Raw genomic sequence first — 17,232 nt, forward strand, 5'->3', positions numbered from 1 at the left:
TAATGTGTATGCTTATCCTATGTTATTTTGCCATTTCCAAGCATCTATACACATATCTCTTAGATTTTTTTCCGCTTTCCATCCTAAGTCTTTGAAAGCTTTTGTTGAATCAGCATAGCATGCAGCTACATCGCCGTCCCTTCTATCAACAATCTTATAGGGTATTTCAATTCCAGTTGTTTTTTCAAACATAGAAATAAGTTCAAAGACACTATAGCCTTTTCCTGTCCCTAAGTTATAAACCTCATAAAGATTATTTTTTAATACTTTTTCAAGCGCTAATATATGGCCTTTTGCTAAATCTTCAACATGAATATAATCACGGATTCCAGAACCATCATGAGTTGGATAATCATTACCATAAACACTTAACATATCTAATTTACCAACTGCAACTTGGGTAATATAAGGCATAATATTATTCGGGATTCCCCTTGGTATTTCACCATTTAATCCACTTGAATGTGCACCTATAGGATTAAAATATCTTAATGAAGCTATTCCCCAATTAGGAGAGCTATTAAAAATGTCTTCTAACATTTCTTCAATCATTAACTTTGTACGTCCATAAGGGTTTGTGACATCAAGTGTCGAATCTTCCTTTAATGGTAAATCATTCATTTTTCCATATACTGTTGCTGATGAACTAAAGACTAAACGCTTCACAGAATACTTTTCCATTATTGTCAGTAAATTAACAGTGCCATTAAGATTATTCATAAAATATTTTAATGGACGCTGGACGGATTCATTTACTGCTTTTACACCAGCAAGATGAATTACTGCATCAAATTTATTTTCTATAAAAACACTTTCCAAATCTTTGTAATTTGTTAGATCCACATCATAAAACTTCACTTTTATACCGGTTATCTTTCTTATTCTATCTAATGTATCTATATTACTATTGCAAAGATTGTCCACAATAACTACATTATGCCCATCATTAACTAATTCTATTGAAGTATGGCTACCAATAAATCCAGTTCCCCCTGTTACGAGTATTTTCAATTAAATCACCTTTCATTATCATACTGTTTCTAAAAAAGATTTAAGTAACAAGAATTATTTTGACTCATCATTTCTATTAATATTTTTAGTGAAAATAACGGAAAAAATGGTTTTAAATATTATTTCTATGTCCAATAAAAATGATAATTTATTTACATAAAACAAATCATTTTTGACTCTTTGTTCCATTGATGATTTATTTCTTAAAACCGCTTGGTTATAACCAGTAATACCTGGTCTAACTGCAAATTTCTTGAAATATTCTTCTGGGTACAGGTCCTTATTACCCAAAGGGCTTGGTCTTGGACCAACAAAACTCATATCACCGATTAAAACATTTAGTATTTGTGGTAGCTCATCGATACTAGTTTTCCGTAATAGTTTCCCAACCCTAGTAACTCTTGGATCATTATTTGAGTTGAATGTACTACCATCTGCATTTCTAATATCTTCAGCATTTACTTTCATCGAACGAAACTTAAACATTTTAAATTCCTTCATATCTTTTCCTAAGCGAGATGCATTATAAAAAACTGGTCCTTTATCTTCAAGTTTTATTAATATGAAAACAGGAACAATAAAAATAAATAAAATTGGCAATAAAATCAATGAGGCAATTATATCTAGGCAACGCTTAATACCGTATCGGTACATGATCTAACCCCCTCATTAAATTATAAATGTCCGATAATGCTGAAACGAATGTATAATCGCATGAAAAGTATAATTTGTTTTTTGCATAGGTACTATCAAAATAAGAAGGTTGAGTTTTATCTTCCATTTCGGGATGCTTAATTAATAGATTATTGTTATTTAAAAAGACTTCATTTATATTCTGTGCCACTTCAAAATTTGTTAATGCATTGCCGCTGCCAACATTAAAAGTACCTGCCACTTTTTCTCTTCGTAAGGCACAAATAATTGCTTTTGCAGCGTCTTTTACATAAAGGAATTCTCTTTTTGCTGTACTATTAGTATTTAAAACAAGCTTTTCTTTATTAAACGCTTGTCTAAAAAACAAGTTAATCATGTAATTATTTTTTTCATTAAAACCATATAAATGAGCTAGTCTAATATTTTTCACAAATAATCCTTTTGTGGAATATATATTTCCAATATGCTCATTAGCAAGCTTACTAATTCCATACATTAAATTTGGAGAAGGAATATTTCTCTCCGTCCAAGGGATTGTACTTTTATCTGAATATACAGAAATACTAGAAGCAAATATAATATTTGAAATGCCTAAATTCAAACATGTAGTATAGAGATTTTGTGTCATGACTTCATTTTCATGAAAATCCGAAATTAACCCTTGGCTCCCCCTCTTTGCTGCAAGATGTATAACTGCGTCGATATCAATCAAATCTTCTACCAAAGCTTCATTACTATAATCTGTATATCTTAATTCACAATCAATAAATTCATTCTGCTGCTGTGATCTTGTTAAAATCACAGGTACATATCCTTCCGTTTTTAACGAGTCTATTACATGCTTACCTAAGAATCCTGTACCACCAGTTATAGCTACTTTCATACTATCCTTCACTCTTCCCACCATAGATATTTTAATTTTTATAAATAAAATAGCCTATTTTTTCATACTGTCCGTTTATTTCACGAATTGTATCCCCAGGATTATAATAATTAAAGCTATATATTGAATTTGAAATTTCATTTTGGTAATTTGAAAAGTTAGCTTTTGTATTCGGTTCCTGACAAATAAACTCTAATACATGCTCACTATTAGTAACATTATTTACTTTGTTTAATTCTGAGATATCATTATTTATTAAATGATTGAATGTCAACTTTAATAGATTCATTCCCGAGTAGTAGGATAAAATCTTCCACATATGGCATCCATCTAATCGAGGAGTTATTTCAATAATGTAAGGTGTATCACCTTCCATTTTCATTTGTGCGTAAACAGGACCATTGGATATACCTAATTTTTCACAAGCGTTATTAACAATTTTATTTATTTTATTCATACATTGTGAAGTGCAATTTTTAGCAGGCACCACATGCTTATGTATAAGACCTGTATACTTTGACCAGGTCTCCCTATCAGAAGTTTCCAAATATACAACTTCTCCATTTACAACATAACCGTTGACTGAAATTTCAGGTCCTGAAATATATTGTTCCAGAATAACATTACCTGAACGTGAATAATCCTTGGCTTTTTTAAAATATTTCAGGTATTCCTCTTGGGAATTAATTAATTTTACTCCTCTTTGTCCTTGTGAATCTGTAGGCTTTAATATAAACGGATAGCTTAATTCAACTTTTTCGCTCACATTATGTATCACTTGATAATTTACATTTCCATTAAACTTTGACCCTAATGAACTTCTCATTAAATCTTTATTATTACAAATTCGTGCTGTTTTTTCTGAAACAAAATGAGGAAGATTTAATTTTTCACTAATTTGACTAGCAATTGGCATTGCCAAATCTGACCCAACAGAATAAACTACAGATATTTTATTTTCTTCAATATATTCTATAATTTCATTAATGTTTAATATATTTATAATGACGAAGTAATCCGCGGCATCTGCACCTGGGCCATCTTTTTTCATAGCACATGCGTGCGTTTCATAACCCATTTTTTTTAATTCCATTATTGCATCCATTTGGACAGAGGCAACACCCAAAATTAGTATTTTCTTTTTCATTTCTCATCTGCCCTTCAACTTAATTTTAATGACTTATTTAGTTTACTACAAATATAATTAACATCACCATCACTTAATAAAGTATGTAAAGGTAACGTAAGTTGATTTGCATACTGATTATAAGCATTAGGATAATCTTTAATGTCAAATCCCATATTCTTATATGCAGTAAACATCGGCAAAGGTTTATAGTGAACATTACAAGATATACCAAAACTAGCCATTTTATCAATAACTTTATTTCTATCTTTTTCACTTAAACCTGGTATTCGTGTTAAATATAAATGTCCCGATGAAGAATAGTCTTTTCCAAAGTGTTTTAATGATTCGAGTCCTAACGATTTAATAACTTCGTCATACATCTCAATAATTTCCCTGCGCCGTGCTAATAATGAATTGTATCTTTTAAGTTGAACTAGGCCAATGCTAGCCATTATATCTGTCATATTACATTTATATGCTGGGTATAGAATATCGTATTCCCATGCACCTTTTTGTGATTTTGATAAAGCATCTCTTGACTGTCCGTGTAAACTAAAAAGCATATATTGGTTATACAACCAGTTGTCATCAAACTCCTCTTTATTACTCCAAACAACGGCTCCGCCTTCTGCAGTTGTTAAATTCTTTACAGCATGAAATGAAAAACAAGTAAAATCAGCAACTTGTCCACATCTTTTACCATTTCTTTGAGCACCAAACGCGTGTGCTGAATCAGCCATTACAATTAATCTATTAAAGTATTTTTGTAAATCATTATTTGGATTAAACAACTCTCTCTTTTTTTTAACTATTTTAAAGATAGTATCATAATCACACATTTTTCCGCCCAGATCGACAGGGATAATTACCTTTGTCTTATTTGTAATTAATTTCTCAAGCATTGTATAATCCATTTCAAAAGAATCTGGTGCTGTGTCAACTAATACGATTTTTGCCCCCACGTGTTCTATTACCGAAGCGGTAGCAGTATATGTATAAGCTGTTGTTATTACTTCGTCTCCAGGCCCTACACCCAAAATTCGTAACGTAAGTTCCATCGCAGCCGTAGCTGAATTTACACAAACCGCCAGCTTAGTGCCTACATATTTCGCTATTTCCTTCTCTAATTTCTTTGTTTTGGGACCTGTTGTAATCCAACCGGAATTCATAGTTTTTATAACTTCTTCGACTTCTTCACTAGTAATATCAGGTGGTGAAAATGGTATTGTTCTCATTTTCATATCAGTCATTTTTATCCTCATTTCTTATTTCAAAATAATAAATTCAAAAAATATAATTCAATTTTAAAAGAATTTGTGTAAATATTAATTTTAATCATTATTTAATAGCCAGTAATGTTCTTTCCATATATACAATTTTCATCATTTGTTCTTTTAATTCTTCATTTGAATAATCTTCATATTTTTGTATTAACCTTAATACCAAACTATCGTCAACCTCTACCGTCCGACCAACATATATTTTTTCATAAACTGCTCCTGGTAAAATTTCATCTTCCCCAAGTAATTCTTCATACATTTTTTCTCCCGGACGTATACCAGAAAAATTAATTCCAATCTCATCTTCACTGTAACCTGATAATTTAATTAGATTTCTTGCTAAATCAACAATTTTTACTGGTTCACCCATATCTAACACAAATATTTCTCCACCTTTAGCAAGGGTTCCAGCCTGTATAACAAGCCGTGATGCTTCCGGTATCGTCATAAAATACCTTGTCATTTCTGGATGTGTTACAGTTACTGGGCCACCCTTGGCAATTTGTTTCTTGAATAACGGTATAACACTACCACGACTACCAAGAACATTTCCGAAACGAACAGCCACAAATTTCGTATTACTTTTCTTCGCTAAATTCTGAATAACCATTTCAGCCACTCGTTTTGTAGCACCCATAACATTTGTGGGATTCACAGCCTTATCAGATGAAATAAGTACAAAGGTATTAACGCCAAATGCATCAGCTCCCTCCGCAACGTTTCGTGTACCGATAATATTGTTCTTAACAGCCTCATGAGGATTATATTCCATTAATGGCACATGTTTATGTGCAGCAGCATGATATATTATTGTTGGCTTATGTGTTTCTATAATATTAAACATCCGTTGGCGATCTTGTACATCACCGATTACGGGAACTATTTCCACATCCATCTGTGAATATTTCTCTTTTAGTTCCATATCAATGGAATAAATGCTAAATTCACCATGTCCAACAAGAACTATTTTACTAGGAGAAAAACGCATTAATTGACGACATAATTCAGATCCAATAGACCCCCCAGCGCCAGTAACCATGACAGTATTTTTAGTAACATATTCTGATATAGCGTTTATATCTAATTCAACAGGCTCTCGTCCAAGTAAATCTTCTACTTCTACATTTTTTAAACTACTAACCGTCACACGACCAGTCATTAAATCTTCAATTTTAGGTATTAACTTAACCTTTGCACTAGTCTCATTACATTTCATAATAATATCATTTAGAGCGCCATTCCTCAGCGATGGAATTGCAATCACAACATGATCAATTTTATGGTTTTCTACGATATTTTTAATATCTTTAATCCGTCCCAGTACAGGTACTCCATAGACTTCCATACGTTGTTTCGTTAAATCATCATCAACAAAGGCTACAGGCAATAGTTCGGAGTCATCGTGACTATTATGTAGTTGCCTAGCAATCATAGTCCCTGCTGCACCTGCACCTACTATAAGGGTACGTTTCTTCCCCTTATCAGATACAAGATAGCGATCCCGCAGTACCCTCCACATAAAACGTGAGCCGCCAATTAAAATGATATGCAACAGCCACGTCACAATTAGGGCTCGTTTATATATACTAAAATCATTTACTAAAAACTGAACAATCCCTGCACCAATAATTGACAGTGTAATAGCCTTTACAATCGCCATTAATTCACCAACGCTAGCATAAGACCACACTTTGTTATATAACTTATATATAAATGCGAATAAGTGATGGAACGCTAGTAAAGATATTACAGTAATTAATATAATGCTCATGTCCATTTTCTGTGTTGCTCCCGGATACACGATCCAAGTAGCTGCAAAAATTGCAAAGGAGACAATGATAGAATCTAAAATAATTAATAATGTCAACCGCTTCTTGTAAGTCAAGATTTTCGCTCCCTTTTAAATGCATTAAATAATTGTTTTATTGTCCAAAAGGTTTGTTACAGATTGCATTAGTAATTAATGGAAAATCCATAGCAAATATCATGATACTAAATACCCAGTCATGTTTTAAGTGACTTAATAGGATAAAAGTCATGATAAAGAGTCAATATTCGACAATACCTATCTTAATAATCGTTCAATAAATTGTATGGCTTCATCACGATAACGAACGTTTAGCTTTTGATAAATTTCACTGATATAATTCTTTACTGTACCCTCACCTAAATAAAGCTTTTGTGCGATTTGTCGATTATCCAAACCTTCTACTAGATGGCACGCAACCTCTAATTCCCTTTTCGTAAATGACAGACCATGATTTTCCAACCTTTTAGCTAATAACTGACATTTATTAAGTGAAAGCTTCCGTATACTTTTTACTAGTATTTTGGCAACGTCATAAGATAACACATGCTGACCACGATGGATATCCCGAATAGACCGAAACAGATCGTCAGGATATATCTCCTTCACTAAAAATCCGTCTCCCCCGGCAGATATTCCGCGAATGACTTCTTCTTCTGAAATATTGGCAGTTAAAAAAATGACCTTCACATTGGAGTTCATTTGTTTTAATTTTACAGTTGTTTTAATTCCGTCCAATCGGGGCATATGAATATCCATAAGGATGATATCCGGCTTTATTGCATCGAGTTCTTTCAATACTTCCTCTCCATTCGCTAGCATCCCAACCACTTGCATATCGGATTCCCCATCAATAAGTGCCTGGATTCCTTTCCGAAGCAAAAGTTCATCATCCACGATTAAAACACGAATCAATTCAACAACCCCCAATCTAAAAATCTTCTTTCAACCCCAAATATACCACAGGGCCTATACATATATTTGTTTAGCCACGTACGAGTTGGTTTATTTAAAAGAGTCCAAATCTTTTTTTCTTACGAATCGGTTCCGGCTCTAACTTGTTTACATTCTGACCATCAATTAAGAGCTGACTATTTTCCATGAATAAGTAAGCCGTTTCATTATCGAATCGGCTACTCAATTCCTGATACGCTTCTTTCATACAGAAACCTCGGGTTGTTGTGTTATGGGCATCCGAAGCAATAAAATGTGTTAGATTTGCTTCAACAAGTTGATAAGAAAATTTTTGAATAGCCTTACCGAATCTCCCAATCATGCTCGCAGCTGTAACCTGTGTTAATGCACCATTTTGAACGAACTTATAAAGCATGTCTGGGTTTTGTATCAGATCACTGTTTCGCTCCGGATGCACAATTACTGGGATATAGCCTTCCACCTGGATATCAAATAACATTTGTTTCGCATAGCGTGGAACATGATTAGAAGCAAACTCTATAAATATATACTTTGTTTCATTTAAGGAAAGAATATTACCAGTTCGTATATCCGAAATCACATCGCCATTAATTCGTACTTCTTGGCCTGCAAGCAGAGTCAAAGGGATATTCTCATTAACAAATAAATCTTGTAAAATGGCTACTTGTTTTTTTACCGTTTCACAATCGTTTTCGTACTTGCCATTTTTATGATGTGGTGTAGCAATAATGGTATGAATCCCCTGTTCCAAAGCAGATAATGCCATATTAATACTATCTTTTTCTGTTTGAGCTCCATCATCAACACCAGGCAATATATGACAATGAATATCTATCATTTTACTCACATCCCATTTCTATGTTTCTTCCAGTTTTATCCTATCATTATCAATAATGATTATATTATACGGTAATCCGACAAAATATTACAGTATTACCCATTGGGAATTGTTGAAATGATTACCATTGAATAGCTATGGCAGGAGGTTCATGCATACCAGAGCTATTCCATTATAAATTATGATAATGTAAGCGGTGAAAACGCATCCATGAAAAAAACTCCTGTTAAGGAGTTTTTTAATTAGGTTCCATAGTAGTAATAATAATTCGAAGCTCGTTTTTCACGATCATTCAACACAGTCCCTAACAACCTTGCCTTTGCAGGTAATAATGCTTCTTTCGCTCGTGTTGCTGCTTCAATGTTTGTTTGGCCACTGCGAATGACTAGTAATGTTCCGTCTACTATGTTAGCAAGAATTTGTGCATCTGTTACGGCCAATACTGGTGGCGTGTCAAAAATCACTAAATCATAGATTTCCAGTGCTTCTTGTAATAATCTCGCCATTCTTTTCGATCCAAGTAACTCGGAAGGATTTGGTGGGATTGGTCCAGAAGATAGAATATCAAGGTTATCCACATCACTAGCAAATGTTGCAGTTTGTAAAGTACCCTCTCCTACAAGAATATTACTTAATCCATGAAGGTTATCTAAACGAAAGGTATAATGTACTGTCGGTTTACGCATGTCTGCATCAATGAGTAGAACTTTTTTTCCTTGCTGAGCATTAACAACTGCTAGATTTGCTGTTGTCATGGACTTCCCTTCACTTGGACTTGATGAAGTAACAAGCATGCTACGCAACTCTTCATCTACAGCGGCAAATTGTAAATTTGTACGAACTGTACGAAACTGCTCCGAAATCGGCGACTTTGGGTTTAACTTGGTAATTAACGTTCTCATTTTACTAGGCTTAGATTGATTTCTTCTGCGGCGAAACATCATATGCCCCCCTTGTCACTCGATTTTGTTGAAAGCGAAATTGATCACTACGAATATCTTCATTGGATATATGTGAAATAACGCCTAAAACAGGTAATTCCAATTTCTTTTCGATATCTTCCTCTGTGCGAATGCTATTATCCATATACTGAAGTAAGAAGGCGATTCCCACTCCAACCATACCACCTAACACAATTGCAATCGCAATATTCAATAGTGGCCTTGGCGCTACCTGTACTGGATCAGGTGGGGTTACTGCAGCGGATAGAATATGAACGTTATCAACTCCGTTCATCACTTCCGGAACTTTCCTTTGAAAAATTTCTACAGTTGCATTTGCAATGGTAGTAGCCATTTCCGGGCTCGGATCTGTTACAGTAACAGCAACTACTTGAGAGTTTTGTTCATTAGAAACTTTTATTTTATCACGTAAAACATTCGTATTGTATGGTAGATTCAATTCTTCAACAACTTCGTCCAATATAACCGGACTACGAAGAATGACATTATAGGTATTGATAAGTTCGACGTTTGTACGAATGTCATTGACACTAAATTGTTGTGCTGGGTCCTGTTGCCCCTGATTCACTAAAAACTGCGAGCTAGACTGGTAGGTCGGAGTTAATACAAAATAACTGACCAATGCAGCAATGATAGCTGCACCAATAACAAATCCAACGATTAATGAAAATCGTTTTTTAATCACTTCGTAAATTTCCTTGAGGGAAATCGTTTCTTCCATGGTCTTACCTCCGTGTTAAAAAATAATAATATGACGTTCAAATAAATAACCGATAAAATTTTACCATTACTTCGCAAATTATACCATAGTTAATTGGAATGTATAGGGAATTTTCATTGGGAAAGCTCGTTTTTGCTAGTATTCTGTTAAATTTTTAATATAGGGTGGTCGCCTCCAGACTATTTTGTTATGTTTCCCGCATGCCTAAAGCCCTATTTCTATGACATTCCATTAGTTATATTACAAATCTATTACATTTCCATGAAAAATCACTTTCACTTGTAATAAATGGTATAATAGGGAGACCCTTGGCGAAATTTGTAATATTATCCGCTTGTCTTGGGTATTTGGCACTGCTATATGTAAGCGTTCGGGACTAAAGTATGACTTCTTGCCCCGTTATTACTATCGTACATATTTATTTTTTTGTAAAGTGTTTTTCAAGAATGTCATTTTTTAATCATTGTTTATAAAATTATTTATAATAGATTATCAACAGAATGGAAGGGAGAACCTAAGATTGTCCAATAAGAAAATTGTCATGTCGGTTACTGCCACTGCAGCACTCGCTACTATCGCATTTGGTGCCGAAGAAGCATCGGCCGCATCCTACAAGGTGCAGCCAGGAGACTCTCTCTGGTCTATCGCACAGAAATTCAATACAACTGTATTGGATCTCAAATCTATCAATAAACTAAAAAGCGATGTGATCTATCCAAATCAAGTATTAAGAACATCGGCTACGAAAGACGATGGAAAAACAGATTCGGACAAAGGATCGAATGTATCAAAGCCTGGTAATCAGGTCACCTATACAGTGAAGTCTGGGGACACATTAAGTGGAATTGCATTTAAATACAAGGTTTCCATTGCCGATTTGATGAAGTGGAATAACCTCAAATCCACGCTTATCTTCCCTGGTAATGTATTTATTGTTAAACCAGGTAATACAGATGCACCATCCAATGATAAGGGCAATAATAACACCAATAATGATAAAGGAAATAACGGCTCTAATGATTCCAAACCAGGCAGTGATGCCAAGGTTTATGTGGTTAAGTCTGGTGACACGTTAAGTGGAATCGCACTTCGTCATGGGGTTACTGTTTCTAATTTAAAGAAATGGAATAACCTGAAGTCTGATTTAATCTTAATTGGCCAGAAGCTAAAGATTGGTGCTGGCAATGTAAATGATAAAGATACTGGTAAGAAGCCTGGCAATGATAATGGCGGCAAGGATAAAGTGGATAAGCCAGCAACAGATGTTGGTTATAATGTAAATACATTGATTCGAGTTGCTGAACAACAGCTGGGAACTTCCTATGTATGGGGTGGACAAACTCCAGGAGGATTCGATTGTAGTGGATTTATCTATTATACGTATAATCAAGCAGGATTTAAGCATAGCCGAACTTCCAGTGCAGGCTATTTCGACCGCTCCTTCTACGTGAACTCCCCACAGGTTGGAGATCTCGTATTCTTTGAAGGCACTTATAAAGCTGGTATCTCACATCTAGGAATCTATCTTGGCAACGGCCAATTCATCCACGCAGGCAACAACGGCGTAGAAATTTCTAGCGTGAACAGCTCATATTGGAAGAAGCATTTTCACGGATATAAGCGGTTTTATTGAGCATAGCAGATTGAAAGCCTTTCAGGGGGAATACCTCATTGAAAGGCTTTTTTAGTTGGATTCTGAGAGATTTTAATGAACATAAAGTGAGCCACGATGTATTCTTTCAAAATACTTCTATTCATTTCAAATCGCTATTTACCACTTGAACGCATTAATTATTACTCGCTTAAGTACTCACATTAATGTAAACTTCTCATGATCCATTGGGTTATCCGCTGAAAAGGATTTAATCATATGAACGAATGTTCATTCGCAATATCTCCTTTGGCAGGGTACTTTCACGCATCTGGACTTTAATTTTAATGTATTTACTGATGATACATGTGGGTGCGTTTGAAGCAATGTTTTTAAATGCTCACAAGATATATATCACGTCACGGCGTCAAAACAATATTCTCAGTAAAGGTCTGGTCCCCTTCTTCCCATCTTAATGCAACATATATTTTATCGTCTTCATTTGGTTTTGCACTGAAATTTCCAAATGTCCATTTTTCTTTGATTTTCTGATTCATATTTTCGTCCTCGTCATAGCCCAATGCGGATTCGCCATTGATGATCAATTGGATGTTTTGTAAAACAGCTTCCCCTTTTCCCTTCCAATTAAGTGTCCCCGCCCATGTATCATGAGGCGTACCATCTGGCTTATAAGTTACTTTCCACTTGTTATCAGCAGATTTCCCTTCCCATTTTTCAGAGGCAGAAAATATCACAATACTAGACAGGCCAATGATCAAAGCAACGGCTATTAAACCAACCACCATTTTTTTCATGTCGTACTCCTTTTCAAAAGGTTTTTATTTACTTGTAAGAACAACAATTAACGTGTAAAGCCTAACACTGTCCAGTTATTGGTATTATCATTGATGTTTTTAATGTTTTTATTTAATGTATCAGTCGTGTGATACGACAAGTAAATGGTGCTGTTTGCCTTCTTTGTTACAACTGTAGTATGATACCTTCTCCCAGTTGAAGCAGATCGAAGCTGGATGATATCTCCGACTCTCGCATAAGTAATGGTACTTTTTCTTGAGTTATAATTTTTATACGGTACCCTTTTGTTCCAATATGAATAGAAATCTACAACACGAATCCAAGGTGTTGCTTCTTTCCAGCGATAAACGAAATGATTAGTGCGCCAGTCTTCATAACGATAGCTATACCAGTAACTGGTTGTATCTTTAACGCCGGTAGGAACTTTGCTTGGCTTTTTCTTCTTTTTACCGCCTGCCAATACAGCCTGCGAAGAAAAGTTAGTACAGTCCAAGCTCCATCTGTTATATAATTTGTTTCGCTTTTTGGCCCAGGTTCTAGCATATTTGGCGGCGTTACTTCCACTGTATCCTGCGAAAGGAGTAAAGTTGGGATTATGTTGCCTAAATGCTGCAGCCTGCTGTTCATGTATGCTGTCTTCTTGTTTCACTTCGTCTTTTATTTGTCCAATTGTTTTTGATTTCACATGATTTAAATTAAATGGTTTTTTATCATTTCCATCCAATTGCTGTAGCGAAATTTGAAATTGCGATTCTTCCACATTATTATTCTGATCCAATTCATAAAGATATTCTGCAGCATAAGCAAGGATTAATTCATACGCAGGAAGTTCTTTTAATTCGGCATCAGCACCATCAATTAATTGTTCAAGCAAGTAATTCTGCAATTCTGCAGATCCTAATTCATAGGATAAATTCTTATTGTTAAAGTAATCAAACAAAATTTCTTGTATTTCTTCAAGTGTGTAATCATCATTCTTTTTCAATGCTTCCGCCTGAAATGATAAATCTCCACACATCAATAATGCGAAAAAAATGACAATACCTGCTAAAACCCTTATTAAATTATTCATCCCATCCTCCAATATGAAATTAATGCATTACATGTGTAATTTCATAGATGTTATGAGTGAAACATACGCTAGTGCAAAACTTTAATACCCCAACTATATTCATACAATTCTAATTTATCTATATTAAAATTATAATAATCGAAATTAGTTTAGAAATCAACTAGTTTTTTCCATTTTTGTTTGGCGCTGCTTATTTCGATTCCCTCTTTGAAAGTCCCCCCCCTTAAAAGTGATTTGGAGTAAGTGGGCTCTTTTGGATCGGCATGCGAGTTTGGGAATGGGGGTGTGCAAGTTTGGGGCTGAGGCATGCGGGTTTCATGACTGGCATGCGATTCTTATCCCACGCCAAGAAGCTTTCAATGGTTGTAGACTTCGGCAGGCTGAATTCATCCTTGTCACATCATTTTCATATACAGGCTATTTTATGTTTAAGTGAACCTAAAAGATTCTAGAAGTAAATTACACCTCCAATTGTTAGATATCATTTAACAATTGAAGGTGTAATTTTTAGTTTGAAAAATAAAGGTGTTTATATTGTTTTTTTCAGCTATCCATCACTCTGTGTAATCAGTTCATTGATTATGACAGGCTTAAGTGGGTAGCGCACTGTAAGTTCATCTATAGGAGAGGATACCTCTGGTAAAAGTGATTCGACTATTTTCCTTAACGTGCGCTCACAATATCTTCCCTGGCAAAGTCCCATACCACATCTGGACATCAACTTTATTGCGTTTAAGGAAGTAAGGTGCGGATTTTCTTGTATTAATGTTTTTATATGTTGATAGCTGACTTCTTCACAACGACAGACGTATGTTTTCGGATACTTGTCTAGTATCTTTACATACTCTATATTTGGCATGGAAGCTTTCCCAAGCATATTTACAAAAGAAGCCCATGATTGTTTCTCTTTTTTTAAGCTGTTAAATTTTTTCCTGTAGGGGGCGAATGTATCTGGACACGTATCTTTCCATATAGCTAGCCCGGCAATTCTCCCCTCTATCTCCGACAGTTCTGCACCACCTACACCAGTTAATTCTCCGGCAATATAAACGTGTTCCTTACTGCTTTTCATCTGCTGATCTACTATTGTCAAATGCCCACCATTCAGTTCATCATAAATTGTCTCGCATTTTAATTGACGGGGTATTTCACTGGAAGCGATAAATCCATAACACATCCCTATAGTATCCGTATCTACTTTAAATTCACTATTTTTCACTACATCTCCAGCACGATCTACTTTTCCAAATGTAATTCCACTAATTCGTTTGGTTCCGTGTGCTTCTATTGGAACTGTATGGAACCAGATGGGAACTTTTTCTTTTTTAATAGCTACAAGTGCATCGACTAGCTCTTTGCTTTTATTCCATCTTTTTAAACCATGCATTCCAAATTGAAAAAATTCTTTTATATGAGGTAAATGTTGAGAAAAGGCAATCCCTTTAACTGTACCTCCAGACTCTAAGATTTGTTTTGCAACAATTAAGATGAATGGATGACTACCTGCCAATACAATTTCATTTCCAGGTAAGAAGTGCTGGGTTTTCGCGAAGATTTGAAGTCCACCTGCGCTCATCACTCCAGGCTTATTCCAACCTTTAAAAGGTATCATATGATCATAGGCCCCAGTCGCAATAATTAATTGTTTCGCATAGATCTTTTTATTTCCTTCTAGATAAATATGGTAGCTGTCCGTTTGTTGCCTACCCAATGAAACCTGGCCATCTTTTGTAAAAGGTATAATTGACCAAACTGAATTCCCTTGTATCCACTCCACATTTTCTATTCCACGAATCCGATTTACTAGATCTATCGGTTTTGTCTTTTTCATTGCATCTGATACATGGCGATAAATTTGACCACCTGCATGTTGCTGTTCATCAATCATAACAACATGCAAAACCGACCTTGATAATTCTTCCGCAGCACCTAACCCCGCGGGCCCTGTGCCAATAATTGCAACATCATACATGGTTTCATTACTTGACATACCTTCAATTACTTTTGTTTCCGTTGGCGAATGTGATTCATCATAGTTTAGAGAAGTGTGTACGACCATCCCTTCCATGGCCTCTATCATACAGGCACGGACATTCCCTCTGCCTTCAAGCAATACCGAGCACTCAAAACAAACTCCCATGTTGCAGACGGGACCTCTTCTGTCTCCATACCTCGTCTGTCGATAACCGATTTCCTTTGCATATGTAATTGCTGTTGCCAGTGTGTATCCCTTTGGAATAGTATACGTTTTAAAATCGATTTCCAATGTAATGAGATCTTGCAAATCTTCCTTCTGTTTCTCATCCGTCATTATTCATCCCCCCTCCTGAAGCGCATTCAAATCGAAAGCTATGCCATAAATAAATTTAAATGTGAAAGCTTTTTTGGAATAAATGCATCTATTTCAAATTCAGTTGAACCGGAAGTAATAAGATCGGCCAACATAGAACCATATAAAGGTCCAAACGTAAAGCCTGAGCCACCACCAGCAACCCATATTCCTTGCCTTTCCGTCATTTCTCCTATTATAGGCAATTGATCAGAAGTAATCCCAGTAACACCAGGCCAACTTCTTAACAAACGAAGTCGTCCAATATGTGGAACAAGCTCTGCTGCAATTTTACAATTTTCTTGAACGGCTTCTGGTATGATAATTGGTGATTGATTGAAATCAAGCTGGCCATTTTTTGTAACAAACTTGGATGACCAACCACCTCCAATTAATATATTCCCATCCCTGACTTGCTTCAGGGTAATACGTTTACCCACATGCTGAATCATATGATCTATAAAACCAGGTACTGGTTCTGTTACATTCATTGTCAGCGGTACCGGAAACATTGGAACATGCAATCCAATCATTTTGGCAGTCTCACCTATCCAAGCTCCTGTAGCTATTACAACATGTGAGGCCTCGTATTTATCTTCATTATTAATGGTAACAAGCCATCTTTCCCCTTTCCGAGTAATCTCTGTTACTTTTGATTGGGTTAGAATGGTTGCACCTTGTTCAGTTGCACGTAATGCATATTGTGGTGTTACCTGCCGAGGATTGGCATGTCCTTCTTCTGGACAATAAGCAGCACCTATGATACGTTTTGATAAATATGGGGCTATCTCCCTTGCTTCATCCCCAGACAATAAATAGGTGTTGAGCTTCCACTTCTTTTCCAGTTCATATTTCTTTTTAAGTAAATTTAACTCTTCTTCGGTTTCTGCGACCATAAAACCGCCATGCTGTATCACTTCCATATCAGCTTGCAATTCATTTTCTAAATTAGCCCATACTTTTTGTGATGCAATAGATAATGGTATGAGTGCGTTCATTTCTTTTTCAAGCTCTTTCCAAAAAGTAATCATTCGAAATTCCAGTTGAAAATGGAGGCTACCAGCATTTTGACCAGAAGACTGACGGTTCAACTGACCACTCTCAGCTAGTACAACTTGGATTCCTTTCTTCGATAAATAATATGCAGTGGAACAACCGACAAGGCCTCCACCTATTACAAATACATCTGTTTGTTGTGTCATT

15 protein-coding genes are annotated in these 17,232 nt (G+C 35.4%); 1 reads left to right on the forward strand and 14 read right to left on the reverse strand.

Features of this window, described 5'->3' with window-relative positions:
- Nucleotides 1-12: 12 nt before the first annotated feature.
- The 10 genes from galE to DX933_RS16160 all read right to left on the reverse strand — a co-directional run bounded on the left by galE (nt 13) and on the right by DX933_RS16160 (nt 10,221).
- Nucleotides 13-1,011, reverse strand: a complete 999-nt coding sequence (galE, locus tag DX933_RS16115) for a UDP-glucose 4-epimerase GalE (RefSeq protein ID WP_123317459.1) — start codon at nt 1,009-1,011, stop codon at nt 13-15.
- A 54-nt stretch (nt 1,012-1,065) separates the two neighbouring features.
- Complete coding sequence (locus DX933_RS16120; protein ID WP_123317460.1) at nt 1,066-1,665, reverse strand: sugar transferase; 600 nt, start codon at nt 1,663-1,665, stop codon at nt 1,066-1,068.
- Nucleotides 1,646-2,560 carry an NAD-dependent epimerase/dehydratase family protein gene (locus DX933_RS16125; protein WP_223806009.1) on the reverse strand — a complete coding sequence of 305 codons (915 nt, stop codon included), beginning with the start codon at nt 2,558-2,560 and terminating at the stop codon, nt 1,646-1,648. The genes DX933_RS16120 and DX933_RS16125 overlap by 20 nt, the downstream gene beginning before the upstream one ends.
- 19 nt (nt 2,561-2,579) lie before the next feature.
- Nucleotides 2,580-3,695: an ATP-grasp domain-containing protein gene (locus tag DX933_RS16130; RefSeq protein ID WP_123317461.1), complete on the reverse strand. Its 1,116-nt coding sequence runs from the start codon at nt 3,693-3,695 to the stop codon at nt 2,580-2,582.
- A 14-nt stretch (nt 3,696-3,709) separates the two neighbouring features.
- A complete protein-coding gene (locus DX933_RS16135) occupies nt 3,710-4,927 on the reverse strand; it encodes a DegT/DnrJ/EryC1/StrS family aminotransferase (RefSeq protein WP_123317462.1) in 1,218 nt (405 codons plus the stop codon).
- Nucleotides 4,928-5,015: 88 nt separating this feature from the next.
- Complete coding sequence (locus DX933_RS16140; RefSeq protein ID WP_123317463.1) at nt 5,016-6,842, reverse strand: polysaccharide biosynthesis protein; 1,827 nt, start codon at nt 6,840-6,842, stop codon at nt 5,016-5,018.
- 180 nt (nt 6,843-7,022) lie between these two features.
- Complete coding sequence (locus tag DX933_RS16145; protein ID WP_145962288.1) at nt 7,023-7,679, reverse strand: response regulator; 657 nt, start codon at nt 7,677-7,679, stop codon at nt 7,023-7,025.
- A gap of 94 nt (nt 7,680-7,773) precedes the next feature.
- On the reverse strand, nt 7,774-8,538 hold the full coding sequence (locus DX933_RS16150; RefSeq protein WP_123317465.1) for a tyrosine-protein phosphatase: 765 nt from the start codon (nt 8,536-8,538) through the stop codon (nt 7,774-7,776).
- A gap of 242 nt (nt 8,539-8,780) precedes the next feature.
- Nucleotides 8,781-9,479: a CpsD/CapB family tyrosine-protein kinase gene (locus DX933_RS16155; protein ID WP_123317466.1), complete on the reverse strand. Its 699-nt coding sequence runs from the start codon at nt 9,477-9,479 to the stop codon at nt 8,781-8,783.
- Nucleotides 9,451-10,221, reverse strand: a complete 771-nt coding sequence (locus DX933_RS16160) for a YveK family protein (RefSeq protein ID WP_123317467.1) — start codon at nt 10,219-10,221, stop codon at nt 9,451-9,453. The genes DX933_RS16155 and DX933_RS16160 overlap by 29 nt, the downstream gene beginning before the upstream one ends.
- A gap of 520 nt (nt 10,222-10,741) precedes the next feature.
- Between DX933_RS16160 and DX933_RS16165 the strand changes: the two genes are divergently transcribed.
- A complete protein-coding gene (locus DX933_RS16165) occupies nt 10,742-11,854 on the forward strand; it encodes a C40 family peptidase (RefSeq protein WP_190279560.1) in 1,113 nt (370 codons plus the stop codon).
- 377 nt (nt 11,855-12,231) lie between these two features.
- On the opposite strand, the gene DX933_RS16170 is transcribed toward DX933_RS16165, so the two are convergent.
- The 4 genes from DX933_RS16170 to DX933_RS16185 all read right to left on the reverse strand — a co-directional run bounded on the left by DX933_RS16170 (nt 12,232) and on the right by DX933_RS16185 (nt 17,231).
- Nucleotides 12,232-12,627: a hypothetical protein gene (locus DX933_RS16170; RefSeq protein ID WP_123317468.1), complete on the reverse strand. Its 396-nt coding sequence runs from the start codon at nt 12,625-12,627 to the stop codon at nt 12,232-12,234.
- A 47-nt stretch (nt 12,628-12,674) separates the two neighbouring features.
- Nucleotides 12,675-13,700, reverse strand: coding sequence for an amidase domain-containing protein (locus DX933_RS16175; protein ID WP_123317469.1), 1,026 nt, complete (start codon nt 13,698-13,700; stop codon nt 12,675-12,677).
- 547 nt (nt 13,701-14,247) lie between these two features.
- Nucleotides 14,248-16,011 (reverse strand): FAD-dependent oxidoreductase, encoded by a 1,764-nt coding sequence (locus DX933_RS16180; RefSeq protein WP_123317470.1) that lies wholly within the window; start codon nt 16,009-16,011, stop codon nt 14,248-14,250.
- A gap of 38 nt (nt 16,012-16,049) precedes the next feature.
- Complete coding sequence (locus tag DX933_RS16185; RefSeq protein ID WP_123317471.1) at nt 16,050-17,231, reverse strand: NAD(P)/FAD-dependent oxidoreductase; 1,182 nt, start codon at nt 17,229-17,231, stop codon at nt 16,050-16,052.
- Nucleotide 17,232: the final 1 nt, after the last annotated feature.

The sequence above is a fragment of the Ornithinibacillus gellani genome, assembly GCF_003730295.1.
Taxonomy (GTDB): Bacteria; Bacillota; Bacilli; order Bacillales; family Amphibacillaceae; genus Ornithinibacillus_A; species Ornithinibacillus_A gellani.

Excerpts from the sequence above, each read along its gene's own strand:
- DX933_RS16120 (WP_123317460.1), bottom strand. The coding sequence starts at position 1,665 with ATGTACCGATACGGTATTAAGCGTTGCCTAGATATAATTGCCTCATTG.
- DX933_RS16130 (WP_123317461.1), bottom strand. The coding sequence starts at position 3,695 with ATGAAAAAGAAAATACTAATTTTGGGTGTTGCCTCTGTCCAAATGGAT.
- DX933_RS16135 (WP_123317462.1), bottom strand. The coding sequence starts at position 4,927 with ATGACTGATATGAAAATGAGAACAATACCATTTTCACCACCTGATATT.
- DX933_RS16150 (WP_123317465.1), bottom strand. The coding sequence starts at position 8,538 with ATGATAGATATTCATTGTCATATATTGCCTGGTGTTGATGATGGAGCT.
- DX933_RS16155 (WP_123317466.1), bottom strand. The coding sequence starts at position 9,479 with ATGTTTCGCCGCAGAAGAAATCAATCTAAGCCTAGTAAAATGAGAACG.
- DX933_RS16160 (WP_123317467.1), bottom strand. The coding sequence starts at position 10,221 with ATGGAAGAAACGATTTCCCTCAAGGAAATTTACGAAGTGATTAAAAAA.
- DX933_RS16170 (WP_123317468.1), bottom strand. The coding sequence starts at position 12,627 with ATGAAAAAAATGGTGGTTGGTTTAATAGCCGTTGCTTTGATCATTGGC.
- DX933_RS16175 (WP_123317469.1), bottom strand. The coding sequence starts at position 13,700 with ATGAATAATTTAATAAGGGTTTTAGCAGGTATTGTCATTTTTTTCGCA.
- DX933_RS16180 (WP_123317470.1), bottom strand. The coding sequence starts at position 16,011 with ATGACGGATGAGAAACAGAAGGAAGATTTGCAAGATCTCATTACATTG.
- DX933_RS16185 (WP_123317471.1), bottom strand. The coding sequence starts at position 17,231 with ATGACACAACAAACAGATGTATTTGTAATAGGTGGAGGCCTTGTCGGT.